Origin of the sequence: Bradyrhizobium sp. WBAH42 (assembly GCF_024585265.1) — a bacterium.
Lineage (GTDB): Bacteria > Pseudomonadota > Alphaproteobacteria > Rhizobiales > Xanthobacteraceae > Bradyrhizobium.
Genome location: NZ_CP036533.1, coordinates 571,567 through 593,242, shown reverse-complemented (window position 1 = coordinate 593,242; position 21,676 = coordinate 571,567). Strand labels below are relative to the sequence as shown.

Below are 21,676 nucleotides of genomic sequence, written 5' to 3'. Positions count from 1 at the left end.
ACAAGGGCAGGACGTGAGGCGCGACAACGAGATGAGCGGCGAAAGCCGCCAATGATTTGCACTACTACCTTCCGCCTATACTAAGCGCGAAAAAGCGATGCTGTAATTTCGAACGATGGCTCGCAGGCGAACTGCCCATCACGAGCGCAACGCGCTCAGGCGCCCAACGAGGCGTGCACAACAACACCGCGGAGGGATACATGACCTTTGGAACGAAGGGCTTCTTGGCCGGCATCTCCACGATTGCGATGCTTGCCGCCGTTACACCTGGCGTTCGCGCCAACGACTCCCTGCTCAAGGCGCAATCCGATTCGAATCAGTGGGCCGTTGCCGGCCACGATTACGGCAACACGCGCTTCAGCCCGCTCAAGCAGATCAACACCGAGAACGCCGGCAAGCTGACGCTCGCTTATTCCTTCTCGCTGGCGTCGCTGCGTTCGAACGAATCCTCGCCGATCGTCGTCGGCAACACGCTCTATGTTTCGAGCTCGTGGGGTCCGAAATACGTCTATGCGCTCGATGCGGCGACGGGGCAGCGCAAATGGACCTGGGAGCCCGACATTCCCGAGGACGTGCTGCAATACGCCTGCTGCGACGTGAACAGCCGCGGCGTCTCCTATGCCGACGGCAAGATCTTCGTCGGCCGCCTCGACGGCAAGCTGACCGCGCTTGATGCCGCGACCGGCAAGTCGCTGTGGACGGCGAAGGTGGTCGACTACAAGCAGGGCTCGGTCATCACCTCGCCGCCGCTCGTCGTGCGCGACAAGGTCATCACCGGTTTCGGCGGCGGCGAATACGGCGTGCGCGGCGCGCTGCTGGCCTTCGACATCAACACCGGCAAGCAGGTGTGGCAGACCTACACCGTTCCTTCGCCGGAGGAACCCGGTGGCGATTCCTGGAAGGGCGATTCCGCCCAGCATGGCGGCGGTGCGGCCTGGCTGGTCGGCTCCTACGATCCGAAGAGCGACACGGTTTATTGGGGCACCAGCAATCCCGGTCCGTGGAACACGGCGGTGCGTTCGACCGGCGACGGCAATTTCGGCAAGCTGACCAACCTCTACACGGCTTCGACGCTCGCGCTCGATCCCAACACCGGCAAGATCAAGTGGCACATTCAGACCACGCCGGCCGACGCCTGGGACTATGACGGCGTCAACGAAGCCGTGCTCGCGGATCTCAAGATCGGCGGCAGCACCGTTCCGGCGCTGATGAAGGCTGACCGCAACGGCTTCTTCTTCGTCGCCAATCGCGAGACCGGCAAGGTGCTGTCGGCGGAGAAATACGTGTTCTCCAACTGGGCCCAGAAGTGGGACGTCGCTACGATGCGCGCGGTCGAGGATCCCGACAAGCGTCCCGGGCCGAACCATCCGGCCAAGGACATCTGCCCGAACCTGATCGGCGGCAAGAACTGGCAGCCGATGTCGTTCAACCCGCAGACCGGCCTCGTCTACATCCCGTCCAACAACGTCTGCATGGACTGGTCGGTCAGCGATGTCGCCTACAAGCGCGGCGTGTTCTATCTCGGCGCCGAATTCCCGACCAAGGAAGGCCCCGGCGGCTTCCTCGGCGAGCTCGTCGCCTGGGATCCGGTCGCGCAGAAGAAGGTCTGGTCGATCAAGGAAGACCTGCCCTTCAACGGCGGCACGCTGACCACCGGCGGCGGGCTCGTGTTTGCCGGCAACATCCATGGCGACTTCCGTGCCATCGATGCGAAGTCCGGCAAGGTGCTGTGGAGCAAGAATCTCGGCTCCGGCATCGGCGCAGGCCCGGTGACCTATCAGGTCGACGGCAAGCAATATGTCGCCATCGTCGTCGGCCGCACCGCTGCGCTGCCTGCGTTCCTGGGCGAGGTAGGAAAGAAGATGACGGCCGCAGCCCCCGAGGGCGGTTCGCTCTTCGTGTTCTCCGTCCAGTGACAACTCGCGCGCGTATCCTCGAGGTGACGGGATACGCGCGCGCTTTCTCCAGACTTTAGCTGCGGCATCGGCCGGTGCCTGCTGCCGCCGCGCCTGGCTCAACAAAGTTCCGGCGCAACAAAGCCAACGCAAGGGAGACGAGGATGCGTTCGAATCATTCCGCCACCGGTGCGAGCCGACATCGCGCCATCGCAGGCCTGCTCGCATGTGCCGCCGCGGCGCTGATCGGTCCGGCCTCGCCGCTGCAGGCCGAGGAAGCGCAGCCGTTCCGCCTCTGCGCCGATCCGACCAACCTGCCATTCTCGAGCGATAGCTCGTCGAAGCCGGGCTTCTATGTCGAGATCGGACAGGCCCTGGCGCAGGCGCTCGGCCGGCCGATCGCCTATGACTGGTACAAATCCTATTTCGGCAAGCGCACCGTGCGCGTCACGCTGCTCGGCAAGCAATGCGACGCCATGATCGGCCTGCCGCGGTCCGAGGATTTCATGGGCCCGGCCGTGATCTTCTCCGAGGCCTTCGCGAAGGAGGGCTATGCCCTCGTGGCCGCCAAGGGCGCGGCGGTCGGCGGCATCGACGGCCTCAAGGGCAAGCGTGTCGCCGTGCAGTTCGCCAGCACGCCGCAAAACCTGCTCGCGAGCCGCGACGACATCCAGAAGGTGACGGTGCTGTCGCCCGAGGAGGGCATGCAGGCGCTCGACCAGGGCAAGGCCGACGTCGCCTTCATCTGGGGACCGGTCGCCGGCTGGCTGAACAAGACCAGCTACGACGGCCGCTACCAGATCGAGCTCACCGAGGGCGAAGGCCTGTCATGGGATGCCGCCATCGGCTTCGCCAAGACCTCGACCGAGCTGCGCGACCGCGTCAATGCCGTGCTGCCGCAGCTTCAGGGCACGATCGGCGAGCTCGCCGCGAAATACGGTTTGCCGAGCGGCGCGCCGGTTCGCTTCGGTGCGGTGCCGGCGGTCACGACGGGGACGGGAACCGGAGCCGGCGTGGTGCAGGTCGCCAATGTGGTGGCGACCGAGACCAAGGGCGACGCGGCCGCGGCAGGCGCTGAGGCCGTCGGCGCGGGCAAGGAGATCTTCAACGGAACCTGCGCGCATTGCCACGGTCCCGACGCGATCCAGAGCGAGCGGAAGATCGATCTGCGGCTGCTGCGTCACCGCTACGGCGACGAGATGCGCGAGAAGTACTGGACGACCGTGCACGAGGGACGGCCGAACAAGGGCATGCCGGCCTGGAAGGAGGTCTATACCGATGACCAGTTCGACAGCATCTATTCCTTCCTGCTGACGGTCCAGACCGAATCGAACGACTGAACGGTCTTGACCGAACCCGATCAGGAGGATGTGGTAGCGTCCATCCGGCACCATCCCGGTGCCGGACGGATGTCGGATGGTTCCGCCTCTTCCGCAGCGGCGGCGGATGCCCATACGGTGCAGCATTCGGCGGTGCAGTCCTGTGAAGGCGCCATGACCAGCTTCCTGATCGTCGACGATCATCCGCTGTTTCGCGAGGCGCTCGGCAATGCGGTGCGGCTGGCCTTGCCAGAGGCGCGGATTGTCGAGGCGGTGTCGATCGAGGATGCCCTTCATATCCTGACGGCCGAGCAGGGCGAGGGCATCGACCTCGCGTTGCTCGACCTCTCGCTGCCGGATGCGACCGGCTTCTCCGGCTTTCTGCGCTTGCGCGAGGCCCATCCGCGCCTGCCTGTCGCCATCGTGTCGAGCGAGGAGGACCAGCGCGTCGTCCGCGAGGCGCTGGAGCTGGGAGCCGCCGGTTATCTGCCGAAGTCGCTGTCGAAGCGCGAGCTGGCGCAATCGATCGAGGGCGTGCTGAATGGATCGGTATCGGTGCCGAAGGATTTCGTGGCAACGCCGCAGCGGCGCCGGGCCGAGGCCAGCAAGGCGCTCGAGGTCAAGCTGCGCGAGCTTACCCCGCAGCAGCTTCGCGTGCTCGAGCTGCTGCGGCGCGGCTATCCGAACCGGCAGATCGGCCAGGAGCTTCAGCTCGCCGAATCCACGGTGAAGGCGCATATCACCGAAATTCTGCGCAAGCTCGGCCTGTTCAGCCGCAACAAGGCGATCATCGAGATCGGCAAGGTGGACCTGCCGGATCCCAAGGCGCGGCCTTATGCGCGGGCCGACCGCGGGCGGCCGCAATGACGCGCAATATACCGCTTGATCTGGATCAAGCCGGTCTGATCCGGCTGGGACATTCTCGTTTCGACACCGACCCCGTCGATCCTCTGGCCGATCAACCAGGAATGGCTCACACGTGATGCGATTTCTGATCGTCGAAGACCATCCGTTGTTTTGCGAGGCCCTCGAGGGCGCGCTGCAGTTGGTGGCGCCGGCCGCCGAGATCCTTCAGGCGACGTCGGTCGACGGTGCGCTCGAGCAGGCCGCGGCGGCTGCCGAGCTCGACCTCATCCTGCTCGATCTGTCGATGCCGGGCACCACAGGCCTTTCGGGGATCATCCGCATCCGCAAGGCCTTTCCCAGGATTCCGGTCGTCATCGTGTCCGGGCATCAGGATCCGCAGATCATGTCCGGCGCCTTGTCGCTCGGCGTCTCCGGCTACATCCTCAAATCGTCCTCCAAGCAGGATCTGGCGCAGTCGATCGGCGAGGTGCTGCGCGGCGCGGTCTGTGTCCCTGCCGCCTATCGCGGGCTGGTCCGCCCGCACCGCGCCGCCGGCCCCGCGCAGGATCTCCTGAAACGCCTGCACGAGCTGACGCCGCAGCAATTGCGCGTGCTCGAAATGCTCAAGCGCGGCCTGCAGAACAAGCAGATCGCCTTCGAGCTGAATATCTCCGAGACCACGGTGAAGGTCCACGTCTCCGACATCCTGCGCAAGCTCAACGTGCTCAGCCGCACCAAGGCCATCGTCGAAATGTCCCGGATCGATTTCGCGACGCTGGCCAGCGAGGGGGCTCCGGCACGGCGCGAGCATGCTCCGCCGGATCGGCAGTGATTAGAATCCCGCTTTTTGCCAGGCGGGACTTGTCTCAGCGGCAGCTAATTCATTGACAGGTCAAAGCCATGTCACGCTGTAAGATGCTACCGGTACGGTGCATGGGGTTGTTTTCAACTTTTGATGTGCGCCGAGTGCGGCTTCAGCTCAGCAGGAACGACAGCAGCGCCCGCATCTCGGCCGGCTTGATCGGCTTCTTCAGCACTTCGAGGCCCTGGAGGCTCGCCTGCTTCGCCGCCTGTTCGGAATAGTCGGCGGTGATGATCATGGCGGGCGTGTCGAGTTTCAAATGCTCCCGCACGTCGGTGATGGCCGACAGGCCGCTCTCGCCGTGATCGAGATGGAGGTCGGCGATCACGACATCGGGCGCGCCGCCGAGCTCGTTGAGGCGCACGAGCGCGTCCGCGCCCGATCGCGTGGTCGCGACGTCGCAGCCCCATCCCTCCAGCAGCGCGGCCATCGCCTCCGAGCCGTTCGGATCGTTCTCGATCAGCAGGATCTTGGCGCCTTCGAGCCCGCTGTAATCGTAGTGACGCGCGGCGGGCGCGACCTCCTGCACCTCGTCGGCGACGTCAGCGAGGTCGGCCGGCTCCAGCTCCAGGGTGAAGGTCGATCCCCTGCCGAGCTGCGACGACAGCCGCACCTCGTGCCCGAGCTCGCTTGCGAAGCGGCGGACGATGGAGAGGCCGAGCCCGAAGCCGGCCTGGTCGGCCGCCGTGGCATCGCCGCGCTGGAATTCGCGGAAGATCGCCTCCTGCTGCGCCTGCGCGATGCCGGGTCCGGTGTCGGAGACCTGGACGCAGATCTGGCCGCCGCGCGGCCGGCATCCCATCACGACGCCGCCGCTGCGAGTGTAGCGAATGGCATTGGCGAGCAGGTTCTGCAGGATCCGCCGCAGCATCATCGCATCCGACATCACCGCCAGCTTTGAGCTGCGGATGCGCAAGGACAGGCCTTGCCGCGCGGTGACCGGCTCGAATTCGTTGCGGAGCTGCTCGAACAGGGGCGCCAGCGCGATCGCGCGCACGTCGGGCTTGAGTGCGCCGGCGTCGAGCTTGGCGATCTCCAGCAGTGAGCGCAGCAGGTCCTCCAGCATCACCAGCGAGCGGCTCGCCTGGTCGATCAGCACGCCCGCTTCCTGCGACTCCATCATCTCCGTCAGCGCGGACAGGGTCAGGCGCGCCGCGTTGAGTGGTTGCAACAGATCGTGGGTGACCGAGATCAGCACCGAGGATTTCAGCGAGCTTGCCGCTTCCGCCTGCTGCTTGGCGCGGTAGAGCCCCTCATTGGCGCGCTCGACCGAATGCAGCGCTTCGCGCAATTGGTGCGTCCGGTCGCGAACCTTGTGGTCGAGCGCGATGGCGGTTTCGAACAATGAAAAGGCGTTGAGCTGCTGGTCCATCGAGCGCTCGACGCGCGACATCAGCGCGGCATTGATCTTCCTCAGCTTGGCGGCCTCGCGCCTGAGCTGGTCGACCGCATCAGGCCCCTGCCACATGTCCGTCACGACGGGCGCCTTCCGATCGCAACCCCCGTGAAGGTCTGGTTCACATGCATGGAGCCGAACTGCTCGCCGTAGGTGTGAAAGCCGACCACGCGGTTCTGCCGGTACAGTTCGGACATGTCGCGGGCGAGCTGATGCTGCTCGGCATCGAGCCGGCGGAGCAGGCACTCGAAGCCGATATAGAGCGAGACGTCTCCGATCTGGTCGCGGATGTCGGCGAACGTCTCGCGGGCCGCGCCGACCAGGCTGCGCGACGTCGCCGCGGTCAGCACCATGCCCTCGTCGATGGCGCAGAAGAAGTGCAGCGAGCCGTCCGGCTCGACGCGCTGGATCGAGCGCGCGTAATAGGCGCCGCCGACGCGGACCAGGACCGGATGCGAGGCGAAGGAGAACGGATCGAGCTTGGCGTCCATGATGCCGACCACGCGCGAATATTCCTGCGCAGCAGGCTCGGCGTTCAGCTCCCGGACCGTGCGGTTTTCGATGTCCGCCTCGGTCACCACCATCTTCTGCGCCTGCGGCTCGAAATTGTCGCACTTGAAGACGCGGAACGGCAACGAGGTGTTGAGCAGGATCAGCAGGGCGGCATTACTGTGTGCCTTGCCGTCGAAGAACACGAACGTCTTCTCGAAGCGCAGCCCGTCGCCCGCGGACCCGCCGACGACCGGAATATCGTCCAGCGATGCATAGATCGCGGACATCACCGCTTCTTCGCGGCGGCACAGGCCGTCGATCAGGACCAGGCCGAAGGGACTGCCGCGCTCGACCTGCGGCGTGGCCCGCAACAGCTCGTGCCGGAGCTCGCCGCCGACCCTGCGGCCGTCCTCGACGCGGAAGCTGTCGAGGTTGAAGATGGGCCGAACCACCGCGGAGAAGTCGGCACGGCTGAACGCCAGCGCCACGACGCTGTTCTCGTCCCAGCCATCGGGGGCAAGCTCGCCTGCGGTGGTGCAACCGCAGACCTGTGTGTCGTCGAATTGCCGGCTGACCTCGGCGATGAAGTGATGGGGATCGTAGCTGGGGGAGAGGAACACCAGGAGCAGCGCCAGTCCGTCGGACGGGAGCTGGGCCGCGAGCTCGGCCACGGCGCCATCGACGCTCGCGGCCTTCGACTTGGCCACGGCAACGCCCGACGCACCGCCAAACCGGAAATCGGTTTGCCCCACTCCGTTTCTCCCTCGAGGCTTGGTCTAACGCCAAGTGCCTGACAAGTGCCTGATAAGTATTCGAGAGTAAGGCGTTTTGCAGGTCGCCGCAACACGGCAGCCGTCGCGCGCCAGCCCGGATCAGCACGGGAGGAACGCCTCCACTCAGGACGCAGACCGCGCGGATTTACCACCCCTTGAGGATTCTGCCCTAATTTTGCGCATGGTTCGGAACGGGCTGCTTCCGGACCGCAGAATGCTGAAAGAACATGAGCTGGGGGTTGGGAATGTCCGGGCGTACCGCGTCGCCGTCGAAGCGTGCACTTTTTCCGACCCTCAGGTTCCGCGCAAAAATCATCCTCGGCTTCGCCGCCGTGCTGGTGATCTCCGCCGGCAGCATGGCCTTCTCCTATTTCGGTTTCGAGCGGGTCGCCTCCGGGGTCGGATCGTACCGCAGCAGCGTGTCGGAGGCCGATCTCGCCCGCAACATCGACCGCGAGCTGCTCGCCTATCGTTCGGCCGTCAAATATTTCGTGGTCACCGGCAAGGAAGACGACGCCAAGGCGGCGCTCGACGCCGAGGCCAGCCTGAAGAACGCCGTCGATCAGGCCATCAAGGGCGCCAAGAAGCCGGCGCGGCAGGAAAGCCTCAACAAGCTCGCCAAGGAGTTCTCCAATTTCTCCGCGACCTTCGCCAAGGTGCTGCAGGCCAAGCGCGACAGTGCGCTGCTGGTGCAGAACCAGCTGCAGCGCCAAGCCAACCTCCTGAAATACAAGCTCGACGACATCGGCAACAATGCCTCCGATTCCGAGGCGCAGGCGATCGAGTTCGGCACCAAGCAGGTCAACGCCCAGTTCCAGACTGCGAGCGCAGCGGCGATCAATTTCGTGCTGACGTCCGACCAGGCGATCGCGACAAGCGCGCTGGCACGGCTCAAATTCGTCGAGAACTCGCTCGGTGCCGTCTATTCCATGGACGACAAGATCGTCGCTGGCCTGAAGGACGCCAAGACCATTCTCGGAGCCTATCGCGAAGCGCTGGAGAAGCTCATCGCCAACGCCAAGCTGGTCGATGACCTCGTCACCGAGATGAGCGGCTCGGCTGGTGCGATCCAGCAAGGAGCCACCGCCATGAAGGCGGACCTCGTCGCCGAGCAGCAGCGGCTCGATTCGGAGTCGGAGGCGACCATCGGGCAGACCGAGCAGCTGGTGCTGATGCTGGCCGTCGGCGGCACGCTGCTCGGCGCGGTCCTCGCCCTGCTGCTCGCCACCGGCATCTCGCGGCCGATGATCGCGATGTGCAAGGCGATGCGCGAGCTCGCCTCCGGCAATTTCGACGTCGTGCTGCCCGGCTTGGGCCGCAAGGACGAGATCGGCGAGATGGCCGGCGCGGTCGAGGAGTTCAAGATCCAGGCTGTTGCCAAGGCCGAGCGCGACGCCGCCGCGAGCGAAGTGCAGAACCGCGAGCAGGCCGCCAGCCGCCGCGCCGAGCTGATCCGGTTTGCCGACGATTTCGAGAGCGCGGTCGGCGCCATCGTCTCCAACGTCTCGGCCTCGGCCGTGCAGCTGGAATCGGCGGCCTCCACGCTGACCCGCACCGCCGAGACCACGCAGAGCCTGTCGAGCCAGGTCGCCGGCGTCTCCGAGCAGGCCTCCTCCAACATGCAGTCGGTCGCGACCGCGACCGAAGAGCTGTCGGCCTCGGTCGAGGAGATCGGCCGCCAGGTGCGCGATTCCAGCCGCATCGCAGAGGCTGCCGTCATGCAGGCCAAGGAGACCGACGGCCGCATCGGCAAGCTGTCGCATGCCGCCCAGCAGATCGGCGAGGTGGTCAAGCTGATCACCGCGATTGCCGAGCAGACCAATCTGCTCGCGCTCAACGCCACCATCGAGGCGGCCCGCGCCGGCGAAGCCGGCCGCGGCTTCGCGGTCGTGGCGAGCGAGGTGAAGTCGCTGGCGAGCCAGACCGCGAAGGCGACCGACGAGATCTCCTCGCACATTGCAGGGATGCAGGGCGCGACCGCCGAATCGGTCGCCGCGATCAAGGAGATCGGCGCGACGATCGGCCAGATCTCGTCGATCTCGACCTCGATCGCGAGCGCGGTGGAGCAGCAGGGCGCCGCCACCCAGGAGATCGCCCGCAGCGTTCAGACCGTCGCGCAGGGCACCCAGACCGCGGCCACCGACATCGGCCAGGTCAACCGCGGCGCCGCCGAGACCGGCTCGGCCTCGGAAGAGGTGCTGAACTCGGCCAAGACGCTGTCGAGCGAAAGCACCCGTCTTCGCGCCGAGCTCGACCGCTTCATGGCAAATATTCGGGCGGCCTAGGAAGGCGCGCCTTAACAAATCCCTACGCCACCTAACTGCCAGTTGCGGCGCCACAAATTTACCGCAGCTTATCCTTTGCCGGTTACCGTGCACACGAGTCAGGAAGCGGGCTGCTTCCCGGCTGCGCCTGGTTTTCCGCGAATGGAATGGGGTGGGGGAATGTCGGTGAAGTCCAAGTCGAGCCAATCGAAGTCGAGCCAATCGAAGCTGCCAACGCTGCGTTTTCGCGCAAAAATCATCCTCGGCTTCGTGGCGGTGCTCGCCATCCTCGCCGGCAGCATGGCGTTCGCCTATTTCGGCTTCGAGCGGATCGCAGGCGCCGTGGCATCCTACCGCACCAGCGTAGCGGAAGCCGACCAGGCGCGGACGGTCGATCGCGAGCTGATCGCCTATCAGGGGCTGACCCGAGCTTATACCCTGACCGGCGCCGTGGATGACGAGACTGCAGCCAAGGCCGCTGAGGGGAATCTGAAGAACGCGATCGCCAAGTCGATGGCTGCGACGACTGGCGCGGCCCGCCGTGAGCAGGTCGGCAAGCTCGAAGCCGAATTCCAGAGCTTTACGAAAGTCTTCAGCGAGATCATCGCGCTGACGCGCGAGAACGGCAAGATCGCGGCCGACGAACTCAACAGTGTCGGCAACAAGATCCGTTTCAAATTCGACGATCTCGCCGACACCGCGGCGCTGGCGGGCCTCGCCTCGGTGCAGACCACGGCCAAGGACATCACCTCGCAATATCTGGCAGTCTCCACCTCGGTCAGCGCCTTCGTGGCCAAGCCGGAGCCGAAGACCGCTGACGGCGTGATCGCCCGCATCAAGTTCCTCGAGACATTGCTGGTCTCCGTCTACGCGAACGACCAGAAGATCACGGATCGCGTCAAGGAGATCGGCGATCTCCTGAAGCAATACCGCGCCTCGTTCGCAAAGCTGACCGAGAACGTGAAGGTCGTCGTCAAGCTGAACGGCGAGATGACCAAGACTGCGGCAACCATCCTCAAGCTCTCGGCCGAGCTGCGTTCGGATCTCACCGCCGACCAGCAACGCATCGAGGCGAGCGCCAATGCGACGATCGGAGAGACCGAGCAGCTGATGCTGATGATGGCGCTCGGCGGGCTGGCTGTCGGCATCGTGCTGGCCTTGTGGCTCGGCAACGGCATCTCGCGGCCGATGATCGCGATGTGCAAGGCGATGCGCGAGCTCGCCTCCGGCAATTTCGACGTCGTGCTGCCCGGCTTGGGCCGCAAGGACGAGATCGGCGAGATGGCCGGCGCGGTCGAGGAGTTCAAGATCCAGGCTGTTGCCAAGGCCGAGCGCGACGCCGCCGCGAGCGAAGTGCAGAACCGCGAGCAGGCCGCCAGCCGCCGCGCCGAGCTGATCCGGTTTGCCGACGATTTCGAGAGCGCGGTCGGCGCCATCGTCTCCAACGTCTCGGCCTCGGCCGTGCAGCTGGAATCGGCGGCCTCCACGCTGACCCGCACCGCCGAGACCACGCAGAGCCTGTCGAGCCAGGTCGCCGGCGTCTCCGAGCAGGCCTCCTCCAACATGCAGTCGGTCGCGACCGCGACCGAAGAGCTGTCGGCCTCGGTCGAGGAGATCGGCCGCCAGGTGCGCGATTCCAGCCGCATCGCAGAGGCTGCCGTCATGCAGGCCAAGGAGACCGACGGCCGCATCGGCAAGCTGTCGCATGCCGCCCAGCAGATCGGCGAGGTGGTCAAGCTGATCACCGCGATTGCCGAGCAGACCAATCTGCTCGCGCTCAACGCCACCATCGAGGCGGCCCGCGCCGGCGAAGCCGGCCGCGGCTTCGCGGTCGTGGCGAGCGAGGTGAAGTCGCTGGCGAGCCAGACCGCGAAGGCGACCGACGAGATCTCCTCGCACATTGCAGGGATGCAGGGCGCGACCGCCGAATCGGTCGCCGCGATCAAGGAGATCGGCGCGACGATCGGCCAGATCTCGTCGATCTCGACCTCGATCGCGAGCGCGGTGGAGCAGCAGGGCGCCGCCACCCAGGAGATCGCCCGCAGCGTTCAGACCGTCGCGCAGGGCACCCAGACCGCGGCCACCGACATCGGCCAGGTCAACCGCGGCGCCGCCGAGACCGGCTCGGCCTCGGAAGAGGTGCTGAACTCGGCCAAGACGCTGTCGAGCGAAAGCACCCGTCTTCGCGCCGAGCTCGACCGCTTCATGGGCAATATCAGGGCGGCGTAGAGACCGCGGGAAGAACGCGTAGGGTAGATTAGCGAAGCGCAATCCACCACCTTGATGTCACGGCCGGGAGTGGAACGGTGGGTTACGGCTTCCCCTAACCCACCCTACAAATCTCACTTCCTTCCGAACGCCCGCTTCAGCTCGACCTTGGCCCGCTCCAGCCGCGTGCGCTGCGTCTTCGGCAGCGTCTTGCCGGCGCGGTTGATGTAGAAGGTCAGCATCGACAGCGCCGAGCGATAGGCGCCGGTCTTGCGTCGCGAGCTGTGCTCGGCCGAGCGCTTCAACGAAGCCGCGATCCTCTTCGCGCTCGTGAGCTTGAACACCCCTTGCTTGAGGTCGAGCGCATCGCTCTCCTCTGTCACGCGCTGCGACCAGCGCCTTGTGGCGCGTTTCGTGCTCTTGGGCGCGGCCGCGCTACGCCGGGTGCTTGCCTTGGGGGCCGTCTTGCGCGGGCCGCTGTTTCGAGAATGTGTCGTCTTTCTGACCTGAGCCATGCGCCAACTCCTTGCGGCTCCAGCGGAAACGAGCGGTGCCCCCGGGCGTTCCGCGGGAACCCGGCCTCATCGCAAACGTTGTCGCACGTGGCAGGCAGATTGCCGCACCCCGATGATCGGATCGACCCCGTCCACGTCGTGTGAAACGGGGTCGCTTCCATTGATCAGACGCAGCAAGCCGATGGAATTGCAGCAAAGCCCAGCGCTGAACTATGCACCCGTCGTCCCGGCGGCCGCGACCGACCGCATCGTCGAGACCAGCATTCCCGCGCGGCTCGATGCGCTGCCGTGGAGCGGATTTCACACGCGCGTCGTGCTCGCGCTGGGCATCACCTGGATTCTCGACGGTCTCGAGGTGACGCTGGCGGGTGCGCTCTCCGGGGCGCTGAAGCAGAGCCCGTCGCTGCATTTCTCCAATCTCGATCTCGGCATCGCCAACTCCGCCTATCTCGCCGGCGCCGTGCTCGGTGCGCTCGGCTTCGGCTGGCTGACCGATCGTATCGGCCGCAAGAAGCTGTTCTTCATCACGCTCGCGCTCTATCTCTCGGCAACGGCCGCGACTGCGCTGTCGTGGGACGTCGCGAGCTATGCGCTGTTCCGCTTCCTCACCGGCGCCGGCATCGGCGGCGAGTACACCGCGATCAACTCGACGATCCAGGAGTTGGTGCCCGCGCGCTATCGCGGCTGGACCGATCTCGTGATCAACGGCAGCTTCTGGATCGGCGCTGCCATGGGCGCGGTCGCCGCCATCGTGCTGCTCGATCCCGCTGTTATCGGCCCCGATCTCGGCTGGCGCCTCGCTTATCTGATCGGCGCAATCCTCGGCCTCGTCGTGCTCCTGATGCGGATGTGGATTCCGGAGAGCCCGCGCTGGCTGATGATCCACGGCCGTCCCGACGAGGCCCACGCCATCGTCGACGAGATCGAACGCTCGGTGACCGGGCATGGCCAGGACACGGGCGAGGGTCGCTTCCCGAAGATCCGCCTGAGAATGCGCGATCACACGCCGATCGCCGAGGTCGTCCACACCTTGTTCTCGGTCTACCGCCAGCGCGCCCTGGTCGGCCTCGCGCTGATGAGCGCGCAGGCATTCTTCTACAACGCCATCTTCTTCACCTTCGCGCTGGTGCTGACCGATTTCTACGGCATCAGCGCCGATCACGTCGGCTGGTACTTGCTGCCCTTCGCGGCCGGCAATTTCCTCGGGCCGCTGCTGCTCGGCCGCCTGTTCGATACGCTCGGCCGCCGCACCATGATCATGTTCACCTATGGCGCATCGGGCGTGCTGCTGGCGCTGTCAGGCTATTTGTTCTCGATCGGCGTGCTGAGCGCGCAGGGGCAGACCATCGCCTGGATGGTGATCTTCTTCTTCGCATCGCCCGCCGCGAGCGCGGCCTATCTCACCGTCAGCGAGACGTTTCCGCTGGAGGTTCGCGCGCTGGCGATCGCGGTGTTCTATGCGGTCGGCACCGGCATCGGCGGCGTGATCGGGCCGGCGCTGTTCGGCGCACTGATCGACACGGGATCGCGAACCAGCGTGTTCGCCGGCTATCTGCTGGGCGCCGTCCTGATGATCGCGGCCGCGATCGTGGCGTGGCGCTATGCCGTCGCTGCCGAGCGCAAATCGCTCGAACATATCGCGCGGCCGCTCGCCTTTATGGAGTAGACTGATGAAATCGGAACTTGCGGAAATGGCGTTGGACCAGAAGCTCACCACACCTGATGACGACGAGACGCCGGAAACGGTGCCAGTGCCGCATGCGTTGGTGCCGCATCTCGATGAAATCGCCATTCTGCTCGACATCGACGGTACGCTGCTCGAGCTGATGCCGACGCCGCGCGAGGTGTGGGTGCCACCGGGCCTGTCGGAAACACTGAAGCATCTGACCGAGCGCACCTCCGGGGCGCTGGCGCTGGTCAGCGGCCGCTCGCTCAACGACATCGACCTGATCTTCGCGCCCGATGTATTTCGCGCCGTCGCCGGCCACGGCGCGGAGATGCGGCTGGCGGTGGACAGTGAAGCGGATGCCCTGCACGCGCCGCCGCTCGACAAGGAGCTGAAGCGACGCCTCGCCGCCATTGCCAAGCTCAGCCCCGGAATCCTGCTCGAGGACAAGGGCTATTCGCTCGCGCTGCATTACCGCCTGGCGCCGCATGCGGAGAAGGCGATCTACGAATCCGTCTCGCTGATCCGGGCCGATCTGCCGAGTGCACCGATCGAGGTGCTGCCCGGCAAGTTCGTCTGCGAGATCAAGCATTCCGGATTCACCAAGGCGAGCGGCGTGCGCGAGTTGATGAAGCACGCGCCGTTCAAAGGACGTCGTCCGCTATTCATCGGTGATGACGTCACGGACGAGACCGTGTTCGCGATCATGCCCGACATGGACGGGCTTGCGTTCTCGGTCGGCCGCCGCGCCATGGGTGTGAATGGCCACTTCGATGCGCCGGCGGATGTGCGTGCGTTCCTGGCGCACCTGCTCGATCCCAGGTGAAACCAAGGCAGCGCCATCTCGCAGACATAAAGGCTTTCATCGCAGCGCCATTGCGCGCCGCGATGCATGCTGCGCAGTCGGGCCGGAAACGCTGTCTTTGCAGCGATATTCCCGGGTTCCGTGAGGAAAACCAGTTCCAACGCGCACGCCCGATTTTGGTTTCAATTGGTTGAAACGATGATCAGGAACCATATTGATGAACGGCAGTTAAATGGGGCGGAATGAACAGGAGGGGACGACCTGTGAACTTGATCGTCGTTTCAAATCGCGTCGCCCGCGGCAAACCCAATGAGCCCATGACGGGCGGCCTTGCGGCGGCTTTGCTTCCCGTGGTGGAACATTCTGGTGCGATCTGGGTCGGTTCCTCCGGCCGGGTGCGTGATGGCCATCAGAAGGAACCGTTCGCCGAGATCGAGGCGCTCGGGACAGGCGCGATCGCAACGCTGGATCTGCCGGCGGCGCATTACGGCGGTTATTACGAAGGCTTCGCGAATTCAGCGCTGTGGCCGGCGTTGCATTCGCGCAGCGATCTCATTCGCGTCTCGCGCGAGGATTATGTCAGCTATCGCGAGGTGAACGCCTTCATGGCGCGCGCCTTGATGCGGTTCCGCAAGGCCCGGACTGCGTTCTGGGTGCAGGACTATCATTTCCTCGCGCTCGGCGCCGAGCTGCGCGAGCTCGGCGTCGACGATCCCATCGGCTTCTTCCTGCATACGCCATGGCCCGTCGCCGCAGTGATGCAGGGCGTGCCCAACCATCGCGAGCTGATCACGGCGATGCTGGCGTACGATCTGCTCGGTTTCCAGACCGAGGAAGATCGGCAGAACTTCCTCTCTTATGTCGGCGGCGAGCTCGGCCTCACCATCGAGGACGGTGTCGTGATCTCGCAGCACGGTCGCACGCGCTGCGAAGTCTTCCCGATCGGCATCGATGCGGAGAAGTTCGCGGCCTATGCCACGAAGTCGGCTGCGCATCCGGACGTGTCGCGGCTGCGCCGCAGCCTCAACGGCGAGCGCCTCGCGATCGGTGTCGACCGGCTCGATTATTCCAAGGGTCTCGTCAACCGCATCAGCGCATTCGACCGGCTCTGGACCGAGCAGCCGCAGTTTGCGCGCAGCATCTCGCTGCTCCAGATCGCCAACCCCTCGCGCGGCGGCATCGAGGCCTATGGCAATCTCCAGAACGAGGTCGCGCGTCTCGTCTCCGACGTCAATGGCCGCCACGGCGAGGTCGATTGGACGCCGATCCGCTATCTGAACAAAGGCTTCAGCCAGGCCGTGCTCGCGGGTCTCTACCGCACCGCGCAGATCGGCGTGGTGACGCCGCTGCACGACGGCATGAACCTCGTCGCCAAGGAATATGTCGCCGCGCAGAACCCCGCCGATCCCGGCGTGCTGGTGCTGTCGAAGTTCGCTGGCGCCGCCAACGAGCTCGACGCCGCGCTGCTGGTCAATCCGCACGACATCGACGGCATGGCCCGCGCGATCGCGATCGCCGCATCCATGCCGCTCACCGAGCGCAAGATGCGCTGGGACGCGATGATGAAGAAGCTGCGCGGCCACACCATCCAGCAATGGTCCGCCGATTTCGTCGCCGAGCTCGAGAAGTGCCGCACCGAGAAGGCGGCCGTGGCCCCGCTCGCAGCCCAGCCGCCGCAGGCGCTGCGCTGGCTGAAGTCGGCGATCTCAGGCGTGCGGTTGATCTAGACTAGCTCGTCTCCCTCTCCCCACAAGCGGGGAGAGGTGAAAACGGCAACCTCAATAGCAATACGACACGCCATCCAGGATCGCGCATTGCCGCTTGTTCGGCGCGTTCGGATCGTCCAGCGGCACCACGCCCTTGCCCTGGCCGACGAACACGCCGGGCCCGACATGCACGGAGCTCTTGTTGCCGATGATCACGCTCTGATGCGGCGTCGAGCTCGAGCGCGTGCCGTCCGGCCAGAGGATGGAATCGCCCGAAAGCACCCCGCGCCGGCCGTCGTCGCAGCTGACGTCGACGCCCTGCCGGGTGCAGACCTCAGCCAGGGCCGGCGTGGCAAGAGCGGAGCCGAGGACCGAAATCAGGCTCAAGGCGGCGATGGTCTTGGTGATGGTCATGGCGTCCCCGGTCGTGTTTGGCGGCTTGCCGTGAATCGTCGCGCCAGAGCCGCCCGTGGTTCAGCCGGCAGGCCCGTCCAGGTACGTATCGAGCCTCATATTGTGCTGTAAATACAATAAGTTGCGGAAAATCACCTGATTTATCCCCCGATCCCTTGCAAAATCGTCGGCGCCCCTTCAAGAGAGGGCGCTCCGGAGAGATGGCCGAGTGGCTTAAGGCGCACGCTTGGAAAGCGTGTGTGCGGGAAACCGTACCGTGGGTTCGAATCCCACTCTCTCCGCCAGCCTCGATTGACCAAGCATTCTCCGTCGAAAAAACCCCTTGTTTGCCTCGGGTTTTAGGGCCCGTTTTCGGATTCAAACCGTTTTCCATGGACTTCGCGTCCTGTCGGTCCCGTCTCTCTGGGCAGCATTTTCTCCGAAGCTCTGCACTCGCGGTCGACAAAACGGAAAGCTAAGTGCCTGCAAGCACAATCATTTAGGTGGGCATAAAATAAGGTAAGTTCGAATTTCCATTGCGCCTCAAGTGCGACGAGAAAAACTGAGCTGACGCTTAGTACCACCGAGCTGTACCGAACTGCCGCGGCAGTCTTACTGGTCCGGAAACAGTGGATTGCTGCCATCCCGCAACCTTCGCTCGAGGAATTGCCCCAACGCCTTCATCGATTGGGAAACCTGCATTTTGGCGGCTACTCCTCTGGCAGGGTCTGCCGAGACCTCAGCGTAAGTATCGCCATTCAGCTCGTCAGGTTGAAAAATTGTATCCCAATAGAACTCTCGTGCGCCCCGGGGTTCGCCAGCGATTACGCCCGCTGTTTCTCCGACGAAGATCTTTACGCACATCCCGTCGCAATAGCCGACGACAGCTCGCGCAATGGCACGTTCGCCACGAGCACTCGTCCTGCGCAGAAATTCTTCCGGACCAAGCGAATCCAACATTGGCTGAGTCAGTCCACCTGGAAAACCCGTAGCTGCGTGCTGCTCGAAGATCAAACCGGCGTGCTCAACGATACATGGGGTGAGAAGGGCTCGGTAAGCTGACACAGCTTTGTGTCGCACCATTTTCACAAGATCCACTTCAAGGGGCTCGTCCGTAGGAATGTCGCTGAAATGAAATTCGAAGCGATCGCCGACGAGCTGTCGATCTCCAACTTCATTGCGAAAGTAGCAAGCTTTCTCGGCGGCGGCGATCTCTTGCCTCTTGAACTCGCTGCGCGTTGCGTAGGTGATCTTTATCTTCATGCGGCCATGTCCGACAGAATTTCCGCGACTGCAGCTGACCTATCAGTTCCGTATGCTGGGATGATTTCAATATTGCGTCGGTGGAAGAGGCGATATTCGAAATCAGAAGGATTCTGAACGATTATGTATGCTCGTCTCCCCGAGAAGCTGTTCGGTAGCTTTTGGAACATCTCGTTTACAGTCTGGAAAAGGTAGGCAATGTTGATGTCCCGGAAACTGTAGCCGATGAAGAGCACTGCGCGACCGAACAGGTCTGACCTAAGCTTTAAGTCCATTGGACCATCAAGCCGCATTCTCCGATAATAATGTCCTTCGGACATCACCATTTCGTCCGGATTATTAAAATCACCATGAAACTTCACGATTTCCGTACCCGGATTTCGCGATCCCATGTCTTCCTCAGAAGCAATAATCTTTGCCGGCCTACCAAACAGCCCGAACGACTTTTCAAGAAACTCATCGTAGTTCGTCGTGTAGAAAATTGGACATTCCGACAGCGCGGCGAGCTTTTGATGCAAGATGGATGACGCCAGCGCGCTTGCGGGCGCGTCCAAGTGACGGACCATCCAGTTGATCAACGGAGCGAAGTTCTTTTTCTTGATCTGGAAATACTCAAGGATCTGGAGGTCGGTTCCGCGCATTCGTAGTAATTCCGGATCTTCAACACCCAGGATGCGAGCAGCCTCATCGACCATCTGGGACCAACTTGGCCCCGCTTGCGGAGTACCAGCGCCATTAGTCCACTTGACCGACATCGAAACGCCGGCCCCAATGAAAGGAAGAACGCTCTGTTGACGATAAAGACGCTTAAGTTCAGGCGGGCATGCGTGCGCCATAAGGTTTGCTCGCGATTAAGCGGGTCAATGAATGGAAGTGTGGAATGTTATTATGCGGGTGAGTTTCGTGTAAGGTGGTGTCAGTTGCATGCATCACTCGCCAATCGCAATAATGGTCGACGTAAGTCGAGTGCGGCAAAAGCAGCGGCGTAAACCCCGGGTGAGCGCTCAAGTCGTGAGGTCCGTTATTAAAAGCGCAGACCAAATTGATGCCCCCTGGTTTGGTACTGTCTTTTAGTTTGGAGATTAGGCTTTGGAGCTCATCGCCGCTATCCAAACAATGAAATATTCCGTAGGCGACGACAACGTCATAGCTTTCAGGATGAAAATGGAAATCAAGTGCGTTTCGTAGGTGCCATCTTATTAGGTCGTGGCTAAAGGACTTCTTGCCGTTGTTAATTGCCAAGGCTGAACAATCTACGGCATCAACCGTGTAACCGATTGCCGCAAGCGCGTGGGCATTTTTCCCCTCCCCACAGCCAACGTCCAGTGCTCTCGCATCCGGCAGTGGTTTAAGAGAGCCAATGACCATCTTCAACAACGAGGCGGGTTCGCGCCCCCAGAAGCACGGGCAAGATCCATAGCCGGCGTCGTACGCGTGCGAGCTATCGTGCAACCCCGAGCTCCCCTATGAGATTGTCGACAACCAGCTCAAATGATTCTAACCCGTACCAGTTGTATATTATGGCGTCCGCTTCTTCAATCAAGGACCTGACTTCCGTCTCGACTGGCGCATTGTAGTGGTCCATAAATTCGTGGAGCGAAATGTCGCTCACTTCTCTTATTTTATACAGTTCATAGGCGACGTCCGGAGGAGTATAGACGAACAGGGTGGATACTCTTAGGCTTGAGCGCGCCCGCAGTTCCTCTAGTGTTTCGGCATGCCGAATACCGTCCACAATCACCCTGATAGCTCCAAGTGACGAAGCTCGCGTCGCTAGGGATTGAGCTAAATTGCGCGGGCCGTCCTTGGAGGTGATGAACTCGTAAGCGCGCTTTTGGAATTCGTCGCGCGGTGTATTAGGTACCGGCGGAATTCCGAGAAGATCGGCGAGAACGGCGCCCGAATTTAGCTCGACGTATCCAGCTCGCTGACATAGCCGCCGTGTGGTGGAAGATTTACCAGATCCAATGGAGCCTGTTACGACTAAGAGGTGAGGCTCCTCGAATGCGGACTTCCGCAAGACTTTGAACGCGGGTTTGCTGCTGACGAATGTCGGAAAGAACTTTCGTAGGCAGAGCTGTGACCAGTATTCAAATTCTAGAAGATCAATCTCAGGGCTATTGATCTTCAACCACTTTAATTGTGAGACGGAAGCTTCTCCTCGGGTCGGCGCCTTCCATTCCGAGTCCTCTGGAGCCCAATATCGTAGGACGGCAGCTACATGCCTTACGCCGACGTCTGAAGAGTCATCGTTGAGAAATCCTAATGGCTCTATCTCGTCCATATTTATTTTCGGGGCTCCCGACGCCAGTCGAATCTCCTCGGAAAGTTCACGTGCTGCATTCGCTCGGATCCCTCGATCGGGATACGATAGTATGCTCAGATCCTCTTCCGTCACGTGGCCGCCAAAGCCAATGCAACGGGCTCCTCGCAGGAATGCAGCGGCTCGGTTGTATCTCCCGCGCTTGAAAGCGAGGATGCGATCCCGCTGCTGGATTATAGTGTATGTGACAAACTGCTTGTACGAAGAATCTGTTTCAGCCTCGACACGCGGCATGTATCGAAGTGATTGCGTCTCGACCAGCGATTTTAGTGTTTCTTCATAGTCGAGTCTGATGCCTTGAAACCCGAGCAAGGAAGCATAATGGCTCCTTGGGACTACCAGAACATCCTCGGAAGGTGGTCTAGGAGCGTGCCGCACTGCAGTGTATTCAGCGGTCCCAGAGGAGCTCTCCTTCGGATTGACCAGATCCCTCAGAAAGAATTTACCTCTTTCAGTTCGCAGAAAGCGCGACCGTGTCCCCTTCTCCAAAATGTCGACGCTTAGCCTGGCTTGCATCGATTTTTGAGGAGTTCTGCTAAGCTCTGCATCACCAAACAGGCCTTCCTCCATGCCATAGGTAACGATCTGGCGCGCCCGAAGAGCGCGTCCATATTTCCGCAAAATTGTTTCCGCGACCCATAGGTAAGTTGCGGACTCGTGCGGCCGATCTTCCAAGGCTGTCCTCGTGGTCCGGAGGACTGTACATTCGGCCCGAGATTTAGGACAGCGTCGGCATCTGGTCTGTGCACAAAAAGTCTGTCTTGAGAAGGTCGTGCAGGGGAAATTAGTCTCGGCCCCTAGAGGCTCGTAAAGTGCCTGCGCTGGGCGGACCAGTTATGAGGGAATGGCTTCAAGAGTGTCTTCAACTCAACAGTTTTGGGCTGTTTGCCATCTAAGATGGCCTGGATCAAATCTGGGGCGAGTAATGTAAGACGGAGCACTCTGCAGAC

The 21,676-nt window shown here is 62.9% G+C and carries 17 protein-coding genes and 1 tRNA gene; 10 read left to right on the top strand and 8 right to left on the bottom strand.

What is annotated here, in order from left to right; translation table 11 throughout:
* The first annotated feature begins 200 nt into the window (after positions 1–200).
* The 4 genes from DCG74_RS02855 (at position 201) to DCG74_RS02840 (ending at position 4,892) form a co-directional block, all read left to right on the top strand.
* Positions 201–1,916 (top strand): PQQ-dependent methanol/ethanol family dehydrogenase, encoded by a 1,716-nt coding sequence (locus DCG74_RS02855; protein WP_246571711.1) that lies wholly within the window; start codon positions 201–203, stop codon positions 1,914–1,916.
* A 143-nt stretch (positions 1,917–2,059) separates the two neighbouring features.
* Positions 2,060–3,235 (top strand): c-type cytochrome, encoded by a 1,176-nt coding sequence (locus tag DCG74_RS02850; protein ID WP_172788240.1) that lies wholly within the window; start codon positions 2,060–2,062, stop codon positions 3,233–3,235.
* A gap of 153 nt (positions 3,236–3,388) precedes the next feature.
* Positions 3,389–4,081 (top strand): response regulator transcription factor, encoded by a 693-nt coding sequence (locus DCG74_RS02845; protein WP_172788317.1) that lies wholly within the window; start codon positions 3,389–3,391, stop codon positions 4,079–4,081.
* A gap of 115 nt (positions 4,082–4,196) precedes the next feature.
* Positions 4,197–4,892, top strand: coding sequence for a response regulator transcription factor (locus DCG74_RS02840; RefSeq protein ID WP_172788318.1), 696 nt, complete (start codon positions 4,197–4,199; stop codon positions 4,890–4,892).
* A gap of 142 nt (positions 4,893–5,034) precedes the next feature.
* Here DCG74_RS02840 and DCG74_RS02835 read toward each other — a convergent pair whose 3' ends face one another.
* Positions 5,035–6,390: a hybrid sensor histidine kinase/response regulator gene (locus DCG74_RS02835; protein ID WP_172788319.1), complete on the bottom strand. Its 1,356-nt coding sequence runs from the start codon at positions 6,388–6,390 to the stop codon at positions 5,035–5,037.
* A 5-nt stretch (positions 6,391–6,395) separates the two neighbouring features.
* Positions 6,396–7,562 (bottom strand): FIST N-terminal domain-containing protein, encoded by a 1,167-nt coding sequence (locus DCG74_RS02830; protein ID WP_172788241.1) that lies wholly within the window; start codon positions 7,560–7,562, stop codon positions 6,396–6,398.
* 266 nt (positions 7,563–7,828) lie between these two features.
* Here DCG74_RS02830 and DCG74_RS02825 point away from each other — a divergent pair, with 266 nt between their 5' ends.
* Together DCG74_RS02825 and DCG74_RS02820 are read left to right on the top strand one after the other, a co-directional pair.
* The gene (locus tag DCG74_RS02825; protein ID WP_172788242.1) at positions 7,829–9,868 is read left to right on the top strand and encodes a methyl-accepting chemotaxis protein; all 2,040 of its coding nucleotides are present in this window, start codon (positions 7,829–7,831) and stop codon (positions 9,866–9,868) included.
* Between the two features lie 159 nt (positions 9,869–10,027).
* Positions 10,028–12,076, top strand: a complete 2,049-nt coding sequence (locus DCG74_RS02820) for a methyl-accepting chemotaxis protein (protein ID WP_172788243.1) — start codon at positions 10,028–10,030, stop codon at positions 12,074–12,076.
* A gap of 113 nt (positions 12,077–12,189) precedes the next feature.
* Here DCG74_RS02820 and DCG74_RS02815 read toward each other — a convergent pair whose 3' ends face one another.
* Positions 12,190–12,570 carry a DUF3175 domain-containing protein gene (locus tag DCG74_RS02815; RefSeq protein ID WP_172788244.1) on the bottom strand — a complete coding sequence of 127 codons (381 nt, stop codon included), beginning with the start codon at positions 12,568–12,570 and terminating at the stop codon, positions 12,190–12,192.
* Between the two features lie 181 nt (positions 12,571–12,751).
* Here DCG74_RS02815 and DCG74_RS02810 point away from each other — a divergent pair, with 181 nt between their 5' ends.
* The 3 genes from DCG74_RS02810 (at position 12,752) to DCG74_RS02800 (ending at position 16,768) form a co-directional block, all read left to right on the top strand.
* Entirely contained in the window at positions 12,752–14,236 is a 1,485-nt protein-coding gene (locus DCG74_RS02810) for an MFS transporter (protein WP_172788245.1), read from the top strand.
* Positions 14,237–14,240: 4 nt separating this feature from the next.
* Positions 14,241–15,062 carry a trehalose-phosphatase gene (otsB, locus tag DCG74_RS02805; protein ID WP_172788246.1) on the top strand — a complete coding sequence of 274 codons (822 nt, stop codon included), beginning with the start codon at positions 14,241–14,243 and terminating at the stop codon, positions 15,060–15,062.
* A gap of 242 nt (positions 15,063–15,304) precedes the next feature.
* On the top strand, positions 15,305–16,768 hold the full coding sequence (locus DCG74_RS02800) for a trehalose-6-phosphate synthase (RefSeq protein WP_172788247.1): 1,464 nt from the start codon (positions 15,305–15,307) through the stop codon (positions 16,766–16,768).
* A 51-nt stretch (positions 16,769–16,819) separates the two neighbouring features.
* On the opposite strand, the gene DCG74_RS02795 is transcribed toward DCG74_RS02800, so the two are convergent.
* On the bottom strand, positions 16,820–17,161 hold the full coding sequence (locus DCG74_RS02795; RefSeq protein ID WP_172788248.1) for a hypothetical protein: 342 nt from the start codon (positions 17,159–17,161) through the stop codon (positions 16,820–16,822).
* 194 nt (positions 17,162–17,355) lie between these two features.
* On the opposite strand from DCG74_RS02795, the gene DCG74_RS02790 reads away from it, so the two are divergent.
* Positions 17,356–17,445 (top strand) — tRNA-Ser (locus DCG74_RS02790).
* Between the two features lie 307 nt (positions 17,446–17,752).
* Here the strand turns inward: DCG74_RS02790 and DCG74_RS02785 are convergent.
* The 4 genes from DCG74_RS02785 to DCG74_RS02770 all read right to left on the bottom strand — a co-directional run bounded on the left by DCG74_RS02785 (position 17,753) and on the right by DCG74_RS02770 (position 21,401).
* Positions 17,753–18,403, bottom strand: coding sequence for a non-canonical purine NTP pyrophosphatase (locus DCG74_RS02785; protein ID WP_172788249.1), 651 nt, complete (start codon positions 18,401–18,403; stop codon positions 17,753–17,755).
* Entirely contained in the window at positions 18,400–19,158 is a 759-nt protein-coding gene (locus DCG74_RS02780; RefSeq protein ID WP_172788250.1) for an SIR2 family protein, read from the bottom strand. Before DCG74_RS02780 ends, DCG74_RS02785 begins: the two co-directional genes overlap by 4 nt.
* A gap of 58 nt (positions 19,159–19,216) precedes the next feature.
* A complete protein-coding gene (locus DCG74_RS02775) occupies positions 19,217–19,771 on the bottom strand; it encodes a bifunctional 2-polyprenyl-6-hydroxyphenol methylase/3-demethylubiquinol 3-O-methyltransferase UbiG (RefSeq protein WP_246708963.1) in 555 nt (184 codons plus the stop codon).
* A gap of 73 nt (positions 19,772–19,844) precedes the next feature.
* Positions 19,845–21,401 carry an HTH domain-containing protein gene (locus DCG74_RS02770; RefSeq protein WP_172788252.1) on the bottom strand — a complete coding sequence of 519 codons (1,557 nt, stop codon included), beginning with the start codon at positions 21,399–21,401 and terminating at the stop codon, positions 19,845–19,847.
* Positions 21,402–21,676 lie beyond the last annotated feature (275 nt).